At 71.1% G+C, this 12,417-nt stretch carries 10 protein-coding genes and 2 tRNA genes; 6 read left to right on the top strand and 6 right to left on the bottom strand.

The annotated features are described in order from the left end of the window. Positions 1–22: 22 nt before the first annotated feature. Positions 23–580: a PPA1309 family protein gene (locus AC07GB_RS02320; protein ID WP_478841329.1), complete on the bottom strand. Its 558-nt coding sequence runs from the start codon at positions 578–580 to the stop codon at positions 23–25. Between the two features lie 147 nt (positions 581–727). Here AC07GB_RS02320 and AC07GB_RS02315 point away from each other — a divergent pair, with 147 nt between their 5' ends. The 4 genes from AC07GB_RS02315 (at position 728) to AC07GB_RS02300 (ending at position 6,044) form a co-directional block, all read left to right on the top strand. Further along, positions 728–3,667 carry a UPF0182 family membrane protein gene (locus tag AC07GB_RS02315; RefSeq protein ID WP_478841416.1) on the top strand — a complete coding sequence of 980 codons (2,940 nt, stop codon included), beginning with the start codon at positions 728–730 and terminating at the stop codon, positions 3,665–3,667. A gap of 89 nt (positions 3,668–3,756) precedes the next feature. After that, positions 3,757–3,830 (top strand) — tRNA-Met (locus AC07GB_RS02310). Between the two features lie 250 nt (positions 3,831–4,080). Beyond that, positions 4,081–5,892 (top strand): tetratricopeptide repeat protein, encoded by a 1,812-nt coding sequence (locus AC07GB_RS02305; protein ID WP_478841328.1) that lies wholly within the window; start codon positions 4,081–4,083, stop codon positions 5,890–5,892. Between the two features lie 78 nt (positions 5,893–5,970). Then, positions 5,971–6,044: transfer RNA gene (locus AC07GB_RS02300), tRNA-Met, on the top strand. A 131-nt stretch (positions 6,045–6,175) separates the two neighbouring features. On the opposite strand, the gene AC07GB_RS02295 is transcribed toward AC07GB_RS02300, so the two are convergent. After that, positions 6,176–6,595 carry a Fur family transcriptional regulator gene (locus AC07GB_RS02295; protein WP_478841327.1) on the bottom strand — a complete coding sequence of 140 codons (420 nt, stop codon included), beginning with the start codon at positions 6,593–6,595 and terminating at the stop codon, positions 6,176–6,178. A gap of 162 nt (positions 6,596–6,757) precedes the next feature. Here AC07GB_RS02295 and AC07GB_RS02290 point away from each other — a divergent pair, with 162 nt between their 5' ends. Next, the gene (locus AC07GB_RS02290) at positions 6,758–8,209 is read left to right on the top strand and encodes a catalase (protein ID WP_478841326.1); all 1,452 of its coding nucleotides are present in this window, start codon (positions 6,758–6,760) and stop codon (positions 8,207–8,209) included. A 76-nt stretch (positions 8,210–8,285) separates the two neighbouring features. Here the strand turns inward: AC07GB_RS02290 and AC07GB_RS02285 are convergent, their stop codons facing one another. Then, a complete protein-coding gene (locus tag AC07GB_RS02285; protein WP_478841325.1) occupies positions 8,286–8,699 on the bottom strand; it encodes a CBS domain-containing protein in 414 nt (137 codons plus the stop codon). A 637-nt stretch (positions 8,700–9,336) separates the two neighbouring features. Beyond that, positions 9,337–10,134: a histidinol-phosphatase gene (gene hisN, locus AC07GB_RS02280; RefSeq protein ID WP_478841324.1), complete on the bottom strand. Its 798-nt coding sequence runs from the start codon at positions 10,132–10,134 to the stop codon at positions 9,337–9,339. Positions 10,135–10,280: 146 nt separating this feature from the next. Between hisN and AC07GB_RS02275 the strand changes: the two genes are divergently transcribed. Next, positions 10,281–10,910, top strand: coding sequence for a TetR/AcrR family transcriptional regulator (locus AC07GB_RS02275; RefSeq protein ID WP_478841323.1), 630 nt, complete (start codon positions 10,281–10,283; stop codon positions 10,908–10,910). On the opposite strand, the gene AC07GB_RS02270 is transcribed toward AC07GB_RS02275, so the two are convergent. Then, a complete protein-coding gene (locus AC07GB_RS02270; protein ID WP_478841322.1) occupies positions 10,876–11,199 on the bottom strand; it encodes a DMT family transporter in 324 nt (107 codons plus the stop codon). The genes AC07GB_RS02275 and AC07GB_RS02270 overlap by 35 nt on opposite strands. A gap of 196 nt (positions 11,200–11,395) precedes the next feature. After that, positions 11,396–12,406 carry a ribosome small subunit-dependent GTPase A gene (gene rsgA, locus AC07GB_RS02265; RefSeq protein WP_478841321.1) on the bottom strand — a complete coding sequence of 337 codons (1,011 nt, stop codon included), beginning with the start codon at positions 12,404–12,406 and terminating at the stop codon, positions 11,396–11,398. Positions 12,407–12,417: the final 11 nt, after the last annotated feature.

Here is a 12,417-nt window from a genome sequence, read left to right as displayed (position 1 = left end):
CCGTCACGCGTCCGCCAAGCGGCTACTCCGCGAACGTCGCGGTCAGCGCGTCCGCGAGCCCCGGCACCAGGTCGGAGCCCGTCAGGACCTCCGTGGCGGAGTCCTTCTCACGCAGCCGCAGGGCCGATTCGCGCGCGCCGTCACGCAGCACCGCGACCGTCATGCGGACCTCCTGGCGCTCGGGGTGCTTCGCCACCCACGCGGCGAGCTGCTTCTCGCTCAGATCCTGCGGAACGGATGCCTCCGCGGACGGCGGGAGCATCAGACGCTCCACGGTGAGGGCGCAGCCGGCCACCGAATCGGGCCAGGCGATGGTGCCGAGGAATTCGTCGAGCGCGGCACCGGCAGGCAGTTCCTCCTGCTCGATGGGGGTGAGCGGCGCGGCGGAGCCGTCGTCGGGAAGGCCGAGGCGGTCGGCGAGGCCGGGCTCCTGGGCGCGCAGGCGCGCGGTGTCCACGAGAGCGAAGAGACGGGCGGGCTGATCCCAGCCGAGGGTCGCGACATATTCGTCGATTTCGAGCACGGCACGGGTCAGGGGGCTCGCGGCCATCGGAGGGCCGGAGGGGGAAACGTTGGGCATGCCCAATATCCTGCCTGGTTCAGACCCCGGAACGGGAACTGAGTAAAGCGTCGGTAAGTTGCATGAGTGGGCTCTACGATCGCGGGGCCTGATTCAGCCAGAGCTACAGCTACAGCGAACTTCGAGGTGCGCACCTTGGCTTTCCAGATGCCGGACCGCGGCGGAGGCCCGACGGGGCCACGGATCAGAGTGGGCCGACCGTCCCGTCGTGTCCGGACCCTGCTTTTGACGCTCGGCGTCCTGGCCGTGCTGGCCATGGCGTTCGTCATGTTCGCGGGGTTCTGGACGGACTGGCTCTGGTTCCGCTCGGTCGGCTACTCATCGGTCTTCACGACGACCCTGTCGACCAAGATCGGCCTGTTCTTCGTCTTCGGCCTCCTCATGGCGGCCGCGGTCGGTGTGAACATCTGGCTGGCGCACCGGCTGCGCCCGCCGCTGAGCGCCATGTCGATGGAGCAGCAGAGCCTCGACCGGTACCGCATGGCGATCGCGCCGTACAAGAAGTGGCTCCTCATCGGCATCACCGCGCTCGTCGGCCTGATCGCGGGCGCCTCCGCGGCGGGACAGTGGCGCACCTGGCTGATGTGGGTCAACGGCGTGCCCTTCGGCCAGAAGGACCCCCAGTTCCACCTGGACGTCTCCTTCTTCGCCTTCGACCTGCCCTGGTACCGCTTCCTGCTGGGCTTCGGCTTCGCGGCCACGGTCCTCTCGGTGATCGCCGCGGCGCTGACGCACTACCTGTACGGCGGCCTGCGCATCACCAGCCCCGGCGGCCGGGCCACGGCCGCGGCGACGGGGCACCTGTCGGTGCTCATCGGCATCTTCGTGGCGCTCAAGGCCGTCGCGTACTGGCTCGACCGGTACGGCCTCGCGGTGAAGTCCAGTGACTTCAAGGCGACCGACAACTGGACGGGCCTGAGGTACGTCGACGCCAACGCCTATCTGCCGGCGAAGACGATCCTGTTCTGCATCGCCGTCATCTGCGCGCTGCTGTTCTTCGCCACGCTGTGGCGGCGCACCTGGCAGCTGCCCGTCATCGGCTTCGGCCTGATGGTGCTCTCCGCCATCCTGATCGGCGGCCTGTACCCGGCCATCGTCCAGAAGTTCCAGGTCCAGCCGAACGAGCAGGCGAAGGAAGCCCCGTACGTCGAGAAGAACCTGGAAGCGACGCGCAAGGCGTACGGCATCGGCGGCACCGATGTGAAGAAGTACCCGGGCGTGAGCAACACCGCGGACACGTCGAAGCTGCGCGACGCCGCCGCGGACGCCGCCAGCTTCCGCCTGCTCGACCCGAACATCGTCTCGCCGACGTTCCAGCAGCTCCAGCAGATGAAGGCCTACTACGGCTTCCCGTCGAACCTGGACGTCGACCGCTACAAGGACAAGGACGGCAAGGAGCAGGACACCGTCATCGGCCTGCGCGAACTCGACCTCAAGGGCGTCCAGAAGAACAACTGGATCAACGACCACTTCCGCTACACCCACGGCTACGGCGTCGTCGCGGCCAAGGGCACGGAGGCGAAGGGGTCCGGCGAGCCGGTCTTCACCGAGTCCGACCTGCCGTCCAAGGGCAGCCTGCCGCGGTACCAGCAGCGCATCTACTACGGCGAGAAGACCACGCAGTACTCGATCGTCGGCGGTCCCCAGAAGGAGATCGACTACTCCGACGACAGCGGCGAGAAGACGACCAGCTACCAGGGCGGCAGCGGCGTCAACCTCTCCAACCCCATCAACCGGGCCGCGTACGCGGTGTCGTTCGGCGAGCCCCAGATGCTGTACTCGGGCGCGATCGGCAAGGGCTCGCGGATCCTGTACAACCGCACGCCCAAGGAGCGCGTCGAGGCGGTGGCCCCCTGGCTGACGATCGACGGCGACGCCTACCCGGCGGTGGTCGACGGCAAGATCCAGTGGATCGTCGACGCCTACACGACGACGAACGGCTATCCGTACGCGTCGCGCACCACGCTCGGCGACACCACGGCGGACTCCCTGACGGCGCGGAACAACCAGCGCCAGGTGGTGGCCCAGCAGAACCAGGTCAACTACATCCGCAACTCGGTGAAGGCGACCGTCGACGCGTACACCGGTGACGTCAAGTTGTACGAGTGGGACACCAAGGACCCCATTCTGAAGACGTGGCGCAAGGCGTTCCCGGACACCGTCAAGGACAAGAGCGAGATCTCCCCGGCCCTGATGGACCACCTGCGCTACCCGCAGGACCTGTTCAAGGTCCAGCGCGAGCTGCTCACCCGCTACCACGTGAAGGACGCCGACACGTTCCTCAGCGGCAGCGAGGTGTGGGAGGTCCCGAGCGACCCGACGAACCAGACGTCCAGCGCCGTCCCGCCGTACTACCTGAGCATGAAGATGCCGAACAGCAAGAAGCAGGACTTCTCGCTGACGACGACCTTCGTGCCCAACAAGCGGAACAACCTGAGCGCCTTCATGGCGGTCAACGCGGACGCGGGATCACCGGACTACGGCAAGATCCAGATCCTGAAGATGCCGACCGACAGAACCGTCGACGGCCCCAAGCTCGTCCAGAGTCAGTTCAACTCCGACAAGGACATCGCGGAGCAGATCAGACTTCTGAAGGGCGGCGACTCGCAGGTCGACTACGGCAATCTGCTGACGGTGCCCCTGGATGGCGGCCTGCTCTATGTGGAGCCGGTCTACGTCAAGGGCGGTGGGCTCAAGTACCCGCTCCTGAAGCGGGTCCTCGTCACCTACGGAGACAAGATCGCCTTCGAGAGCACCCTGGAGAAGGCGCTCAACGTGGTCTTCGGGACCGAAGGGGCCACTCCCGTCGAGCCACCGGACAAACCGGGCGGCGGTGACAAGGAGAAGCCCGACAAGGAGAAGCCGCCGGCCTCGGGCAACCCCGACCTCCAGAAGGCCATCGACGACGCCCAGAAGGCGATCGACGAGGGCAAGGAGGCCCTCAAGGACGACGACTGGGAGGCCTACGGCAAGGCCCAGGCCAAGCTCCAGGAGGCCCTTGAGCGCGCCGAGGACGCCCAGTCCGACGCCTCGAAGAAGAACGACAAGGGCGGACAGGGTGACAAGGGCGACAAGGGCGGCGGATAGCCGCAGGCCCGGGACGCCCGGGACGCCCTGAGCGCGCAGGCAGCGCGCGGAGGCCGCCCCGCGCCGTGATACGGTGACGTACACAACGGCGCGGGGTGGAGCAGCTCGGTAGCTCGCTGGGCTCATAACCCAGAGGTCGCAGGTTCAAATCCTGTCCCCGCTACTCACGACGAAGGCCCGGATCCTGATCACAGGATCCGGGCCTTCGTCATGCCCGGCGCGCCCCCTCCGCGCCGCACCCATGCCGGTGTCCCATGCCAGTGATGTGGGGTTCGTGCGAAGAGTGGTCCGGGCGGGGGGAGTTGAGGGAAGCTGTGTTTCACTTATCTCTCTGTGGGCATGTCGACAAAACGCTGAAGTGACCTCACTGGCTGCGGTATACCAGGTGTACCCAGGTTGCAGGTGGTGCGACGATGGACGTTATGGGGGACAAGGCAACTCTGTTGGAGACTGGGCGTTTTACGCCGTCGGCCGACCGGGATGACCCGGGGGCCGCCGCGGAAGAGATGCAGCACCGGCTCGCGGCCGAGGCCGGGGACGTGGACGCGATGAGCGTCCTGGGGAGCCTGTTGCTGCGTCGCGGTGATCTCGACGGTGCCGAATCCTTGCTGCGCGCGGCGACCGCCGCCGGTGACCGCGCCGCGGCCAACAACCTGGGTGTCCTCCTGCACCAGCGCGGCTACGTGGACGACGCCGCCGGATGGTGGCGGATCGCCGCCGTCGCGGGCTCGGCCGCCGCGGCCCACGCGCTCGGCCGGCACCACCGCGAGCGCGGCGACGAGCCCGCGGCCGAGTACTGGCTGCGCCAGTCCGCCGAGCAGGGCCACACCCTCGGCGCGTACGCGCTCGCCGACCTCCTGGAGCACCGCGGTGACGTCGGCGCCGAGCGCTGGATGCGCACCGCCGCCGAGCGCGGGCACCGCGAGGCCGCCTACCGCCTGGCGCGCGCCCTGGACCGGCGCGCCGAGCAGGAGCCCCCCGGCGAGACCGAGGCCCGCACCGCGGCCGGCCGCTCGCCGCTGCGCGAGGCCGAGCAGTGGTACCGTCAGGCCGCCGCGCGCGGCCACCGGCGCGCCGCGCTGCACCTCGGCGCCATCCTGGAGAAGCGCGGCGAGCTGAAGGAAGCCGGCCGCTGGTATCTGACCTCGGCCAAGGACGGCGAGGCCAAGGCCGCCTGCGCCCTCGGCTTCCTGCTGCGCGACGCGGGCGACGAGACGAACGCCGCCGTGTGGTGGCTCAAGGCCGCCCAGGACGGCGACGGCAACGCGGCCAACGCGCTCGGCGCGCTGCACGCCGAGCGCGGCGAGACCCAGACCGCCGAGCGCTGGTACCGCGCGGCCCTCGACGCGGGCGACGTGAACGGCGCGTACAACCTGGGCCTGCTGTGCGCCGAGCAGAAGCGCACCGCGCAGGCCGACCAGTGGTACCGCCGCGCCGCCTACGCCGGACACCGCGAGGCGGCGAACGCGCTCGCGGTGCTGCTGCTCCAGGGCGGCGACGCGCTCGGCGCCGAGCCCTGGTTCTCCAAGGCCGCCGAGGCCGGCAGCGTGGACGCCGCGTTCAACCTCGGCATCCTGTACGCGAGCCGGGGCGACGAGGCGGCGGCGCTGCGCTGGTACGAGCGGGCCGCGGCGGCCGGGCACACGGACGCCGCGCTCCAGGTCGGCACGGCCCGGCTGCGCGAGGGCGACGAGCGGGAGGCCGAGCGGCACCTGCGGTGTGCCGCGGGCGGCGGCAGCGCGGAGGCCGCGTACCGGCTCGGCACCGTGCTCGACGCGCGCCGTCCGGCCGCGGCGGCGCCCGCGCTCGGGGAGCCCGCGGCGCGCAAGTCGGAGTGCGAGGAGTGGTACGAGCGCGCGGCCCAGCAGGGCCACCGGCGGGCCCAGGTGCGGGTCGGGATGCTCGCCGCCGGGCGCGGCGACGTGGTCGAGGCCGCGCGGTGGTACCGCCTCGCGGCGGAGGCCGGAAGCCGGAACGGCGCGTTCAATCTGGGCCTGCTCCTCGCCCGCGAGGGCAGCGAGCCGGAGGCGGCCCTGTGGTGGACGCGCGCAGCCGACGCCGGGCACGGCCGGGCCGCGCTGCGGCTCGCCCTGCTCTACGCCCGCCGGGGGCAGCTCGCGGAGGGGCAGCGATGGGCCTCGCGAGCGGTGGAACTGGGCCCCGCGGAGGTCGCCGAGCGCGCGGCCCGGCTGGGCGAGGCCTTGCGGCAGGAGCTGTCGGCGTAGGGCCCGGAAGGGCCCTGCGCCTCGTACGGGAAGCGATTTGCGCTGGTCGTGGGCGTGGCGTACTGTTGGGTTCACCGACGCGGGGTGGAGCAGCTCGGTAGCTCGCTGGGCTCATAACCCAGAGGTCGCAGGTTCAAATCCTGTCCCCGCTACTAGAGGCCGAAGGCCCGGAACCGATCAGGTTCCGGGCCTTCGGTGTTTCCGCGCCCCTGGGGCGCGGGTGGAGAGCAAGAGTGAGGCCCGGACGCCATGGCGTCCGGGCCTCACCCGCGTCGTCGTCCGCTCAGGCGCCGGCCGCGCACGTGGGGCACACGCCCCGGTACGTGACCTCCACGTCCGAGATCGTGAAGCCGAAGCGCTCGGAGTCGGGAAGGACCGACAGCGGATTGCCCGTCGGGTGGACGTCACGGATCGCACCGCACCGGGAGCACACCAGATGCTGGTGCGGCCGGTGCGCGTTCGGGTCGTACCGCTTGGCTCTGCGGTCCGTGCTGACCTCGAGGATCTCGCCGAGCGAGACCAGCTCGCCCAGGGTGTTGTAGACGGTCGCCCGGGAGATCTCCGGCAGCTTCGCGACGGCACGCGCGTGCACCTCGTCCGCCGTCAGGTGGACGTGATCCCCATCGAGGACCTCGGCCACGACGCGCCGCTGCGAGGTCATCCGCCAGCCGCGTCCGCGCAGTCGTTCCAACAGGTCGCTCATGAATCCAGCCTAACAGGCAGGGGACCTAGGTCCCGACCGAGTGTGACTTTGGAAGGCCACTTGACTTAGACAATGTCTATCGTAGGATCGAGTTCGGCGCGGGCCAAGGGATCGGCATCCGCCACGGGACAGGACTCGCAGGTAATGACGCAGGAGGCGCACGTGACGCAGGGACCCCTCACCACCGAGGCCGGAGCGCCGGTGGCCGACAACCAGAACAGCGAGACCGCGGGCGTCGGCGGTCCCATGCTGCTCCAGGACCAGCACCTCCTGGAGAAGCTGGCGCACTTCAACCGCGAGCGGATCCCGGAGCGCGTGGTGCACGCGCGGGGCGCGGGCGCCTACGGCACCTTCACGGTGACGGCGGACGTCACTCCGTACACGCGCGCCAAGTTCCTCTCCGAGATCGGCAAGGAGACCGAGGTCTTCCTGCGCTTCTCCACGGTCGCGGGCAACCTCGGCGCGGCCGACGCGGTGCGCGACCCGCGCGGCTTCTCGCTGAAGTTCTACACCGAGGAGGGCAACTACGACCTCGTCGGCAACAACACCCCGGTCTTCTTCATCCGGGACGCCATCAAGTTCCCCGACTTCATCCACACCCAGAAGCGCGACCCGTACACGGGCTCCCAGGAAGCCGACAACGTGTGGGACTTCTGGGGGCTCAGCCCGGAGTCGACGCACCAGGTGACCTGGCTGTTCGGTGACCGCGGCATCCCGGCGTCGTACCGCCACATGGACGGCTTCGGCTCGCACACCTTCCAGTGGAGCAACGAGGCCGGCGAGGCCTTCTGGGTCAAGTACCACTTCAAGACCGACCAGGGCATCAAGAACCTGACCGCTCAGGAGGCGGAGGTCCTCGCGGGCAAGGACCCCGACTCGCACCAGCGCGACCTGCGCGAGTCCATCGAGCGCGGCGAGTTCCCGAGCTGGACCGTGCAGGTCCAGATCATGCCCGTGGCCGACGCGGCGACCTACCGCTTCAACCCGTTCGACCTCACCAAGGTGTGGCCGCACGCGGACTACCCGCCGATCGAGATCGGCAAGCTGGAACTCAATCGCAACCCGGAGAACGTCTTCGCCGAGGTCGAGCAGGCGATCTTCTCGCCCGCGCACTTCGTCCCCGGCATCGGGCCTTCGCCGGACAAGATGCTCCAGGGCCGCCTGTTCGCGTACGCCGACGCCCACCGCTACCGCGTCGGCATCAACGCCGACCACCTGCCGGTGAACCGTCCGCACGCCACGGAGGCCCGCTCGTACAGCCGCGACGGCTATCTGTACGACGGCCGTCACAAGGGCGCCAAGAACTACGAGCCCAACTCCTTCGGCGGTCCGGCCCAGACAGACCGGCCGCTGTGGGAGCCGACCGCCGTCACCGGGAGCACGGGCAACCACGCGGCGCCCGTGCACGCCGAGGACGACGACTTCGTGCAGGCGGGCAACCTGTACCGGCTGATGTCGGACGACGAGCGCGACCGGCTGATCGGGAACCTCGCGGGCGCCATCGCGGGCGTCTCGCGCGCCGACATCGCCGAGCGCGCCATCGGCAACTTCCGCCGGGCGGACGAAGACTTCGGCAAGCGCCTGGAGGCCGCGGTCCAGGCCCTGCGCGGCTAAACACCCAGGCCCTTGCCGTAGGTGACGGGCCGGATCCCCTCGGGGGTCCGGCCCGTTCGCCGTGTCCGGGCGGTGCTCAGCCGGCCGTGAACTCGGCCACCGGGGCGGGGCGGCGGCGGCCCGGCGCCCAGCAGCGGATGATGTCGCGTACGGAGACGATGCCCACCGGCTCGTCGTGTTCCAGGACGACGAGGTGCCGGAAGCCGCCGTGGGTCATGGCGTCCGCGGCGTCCTCCAGGGTCCAGGCCGGCCCCGCGAAGACGACGGAGGTCGTCGTGTGCGCGCTCGCGGTCTCGAAGTCCGGGTTCTGGCCGAGGCCGAGGGAGTTGAGGACGTCGCGCTCGGTCAGGATGCCGAGGCCGCAGGTGTCGGGGTCGAGGACGACGGCCGCGCCGACGCGGCGCGCCGACATCAGCCGGGCCGCCTGACGGAGGGTGTGCGCGGGGCCGATGGTGAGGACCAATGTGCTCATGGCGTCACGGACGAGCATGGGCTTGAGCCACCTCCTTGGTGAGCCCTTTGCCCTGGCATGCCTGGAGTAGGGGAGCGCATTGCCAAGAGAAAGGATTCACAAGTTCACAAGCGGGGGGACTCTCAGAGTCGCAGCGAAACGGAGGGTCAACAAGGGGGCGGGTGCGCCCGGTTCGAAAGCAGGCGGCCGCGGGGCTGGGCCCGGCCTGGTCCGCCTGCGGCGGCGAGGCTGGTCCGAGCCCTGGTTCGCCTGCGGCCGCGGGGCTGGTCCGGGCCTTGGTTCGCCTGCGGCCGCGGGGCTGGTCCGAGCCCTGGTCCACCTGCGGCCGTGCGGCTGGTCCCGGCCTTGGTCCGCCTGCGGCGGCGCGGCTGGTCCGAGCCCTGTTCCGCCTCCGGCGGCGAGGCTGGTCCGAGCCCTGGTCCACCTGCGGCCGTGCGGCTGGTCCGGGTCTTGGTCCGCCTGCGGCCGCGCGGCTGGTCCGAGCCCTGTTCCGCCTCCGGCCGCGCGGCTGGTCCGAGCCCTGACCCGCCTACGGTCGCGCGGCTCGGTCCTAGCCCTGGTCCGCCTACGGCCGTGCGGCTCGTCCGAGCCCTGGTTCGCCTGCGGCCGCAGGGCCGGTCCGAGCGCTGGTTCGGCTGCGGGGGTGAGGCCGGGCCTAGCTCTGGTTCAGGTAGGCGAGCATCTCGTCGTGGAGCAGCCCGTTCGACGCCGCCGCGTTGCCGCTGTGCGGGCCGGGGGCCCCGTCGAGGCCGGTGAAGCGGCCGCCCGCCTCCGTCACCACGATCGCGTTCGCCGCCATGTCCCACAGGGACAGCTCCGGCTCCGCGCAGATGTCGACCGCGCCCTCGGCGACCATCATGTACGGCCAGAAGTCGCCGTACGCACGGGTGCGCCAGCAGGCGCGCGTGAGGTCGAGGAAGCCGTCCAGGCGCCCCCGCTCCTCCCAGCCGCTGAGCGAGGAGTACGCGAAGGACGCGTCCTGGAGCCCGGCCACCTCCGAGACGCGCAGCCGGGTCGCGGAGGACAGGCTGCGGCCGGTGTACGCGCCACCGCCCTTCGCCGCCCACCAGCGGCGGCCGAGCGCGGGCGCGGAGACCACGCCGACCACCGGCTGGTAGCCCCCCTCGCCCGCCTCCATCAGGGAGATGAGCGTGGCCCACACCGGCACGCCGCGTACGTAGTTCTTCGTGCCGTCGATCGGGTCGATGACCCAGCGGCGCGGGCCCGTGCCCTCGATGCCGTACTCCTCGCCGAGGATCGCGTCCCGCGGCCGGGCGCGCTGGAGCTGTCCGCGGATCAGCTCCTCGGCGGCCTTGTCGGCCTCGGTGACCGGCGTCATGTCCGGCTTGGTCTCCACCCGGAGGTCGAGGGCCTTGAACCGCTCCATCGTCGCGGCGTCGGCGGCGTCCGCGAGGACGTGGGCGAGGCGCAGATCATCGTGGTACTCGGGCATGGGTGAACAGTATCGATCTCGTTTCGCGCGAGCCACAGCGCGTATCGGGCGGCGTCCGCCGTACCCCTTGACAGTGCCCCGTGGCGCGTCAAACCTGGCCAGCAGAACCGCACGGGCCGCCCGGCCCTGGGCAGCGGGAGGCGACGATGCCTGCAGCGCGGGAATCACTGCTCGACGCGGCGTACACCGCCCTGGCCCGCAGGCCGTGGGCGGGTGTGCGGATGGTCGACGTGGCGGCGGTGGCCGGGGTGTCCCGGCAGACCCTGTACAACGAGTTCGGCAGCAAGGACGGCCTCGCGCGGGCCCTGCTGCGCCGCGAGACCGACGGGTATCTGCGGGGGGTGGAGCGGGCGCTCGCGCAGGCCCGCGACCCCGTGGACCGGCTCGCCGCCGTGAGCGCGTGGACCATCGGCGCCGCCCGCGACAACGTCCTGGTGCGGGCGGTGCTCACCGGCTTCTGGAGCGAGCGCCTGCCCGCGCCGAGCCGGGCCGTGGTGTCCAGCTCGCCGGTGCCCGCGCAGCGCCGCGCGGACGCCGGCGTGCCGAGCCCGGCCGAGCTGCTCGTCCAGGTGCGCGACCGGGTCATGGCCGCGCTGACCGAGCGGGGCCGGCCCTCGGAGACGGAGGAGCTGGCGCGGGCCTGCGAGAGCGCGGTGCGCGTCGCGCTGTCCTACGTCGTGGCGCCCGGGAGCCGGGACGAGGACTCCCTCCAGCTGGTCCGCCGCGTCGTGCTGCGCGGTCTCAGTGGGCCGAGCCCGACAGCTGGAGGCCGATGACGCCGGCGATCACCAGCGTGATCGAGACGATCTTGAGGGCGGAGACCAGGTCGCCGAGGAAGATCATGCCGTAGATGGCCGTGCCCGCGGCGCCGATGCCCGTCCACACCGCGTACGCCGGGCCCACGTCCAGCTTCTTCAGGGCGAGCGTGAGCAGGCCGAAGCTGCCGAGGGCGAAGCAGGCGAAGGCGATCGTGGGCCAGACGCGGGTGAAGCCGTGCGACAGCTTCAGGCAGACCGCGAAGCCCGTCTCGAGGATCCCGGCGACGATGACCAGCAGCCACGCCATGGTTGTGCCTCCCGCATCCGTACGACTCGTACGCTCCGTGACTGCTTCGCCAAAGCTTGGAAGAATCTTGGTGCGATTATGCCCTTACCGAAGCGGCGGAGGCGTAAACAACGCGAAGGTCGGGTCACTCCCAGGAGGCCCGCCCGCGCGGGGCCGGCCCGCGCGAGCGGACCCGCGGGGCGGCCCAGAGGGGCGGTCAGTCGCCGTCGGTCCGCTCCCGCGTGGCGAGCAGCCTGCGCAGCGAGTAGAGCCGCGCCGGGTCCGCGTGGCCCTCGGCCACCCACGCGTCGAGCGCGCAGTCGGGCTCGTCGTGGCTGCACGCGCGCGGGCAGTTCTCGGTGCCGGGCTCCAGGTCCGGGAAGGCGTGGATGACGCGCGAGGGGTCCACGTGGTGCAGGCCGAAGGAGCGCACGCCCGGGGTGTCGATCACCCAGCCCTCGTCGCCCGCCAGGGGCAGGGCGAGCGCGGACGTGGTGGTGTGCCGGCCGCGCCCGGTGACCGCGTTGACATGGCCGGTGCTGCGGCGGCGCTCCTCGGGGACCAGCGCGTTCACCAGGGTGGTCTTGCCGACGCCGGAGTGCCCGACGAACGCCGTGACCTTGCCGTCGAGTTCGGCGCGCACCCGCGCCACCGCCGTGCCGTTCTCCAGCTCCTCGCGGCTGGTGACGACGTAGGGGATGTCCAGGTCGCCGTACAGCTCCAGGAGCTTGTCCGGCGGGGCGAGGTCCGACTTGGTCATGATCAGCAGCGGGGTGAGGCCGCCGTCGAACGCGGCGACCAGACAGCGGTCGATCAGGCGCGGGCGGGGCTCGGGGTCGGCGAGGGCGGTGACGATCGCGAGCTGGTCGGCGTTGGCGACGACCACGCGCTCGAACGGGTCGTCGTCGTCCGCCGTCCGCCGGAGCACCGAGGTGCGCGGGGTGATGCGCACGATGCGGGCGAGGGTGTCCTTCTGGCCGGACAGGTCGCCCACGAGGGCCACCTGGTCGCCGACCACCGCGGCCTTGCGGCCCAGCTCACGGGCCTTCATCGCGACCACGACCCGGTCGTCGACCAGGCAGGTCAGACGGCCGCGGTCGACGGTGAGGACCATTCCGTCGGCCGCGTCCTCGTGCTTGGGCCGGATGTTCGTACGGGGACGGTTGCCCTTGCGGTTGGGGCGGACCCGGACGTCGTCCTCGTCGGTGTGCTTGCCGTAGCGGCGCATGGTTCCAGTCC

This window comes from Streptomyces sp. NPDC045778 (genome assembly GCF_056431945.1).
This window is presented reverse-complemented; position numbering and strand designations above follow the sequence as displayed.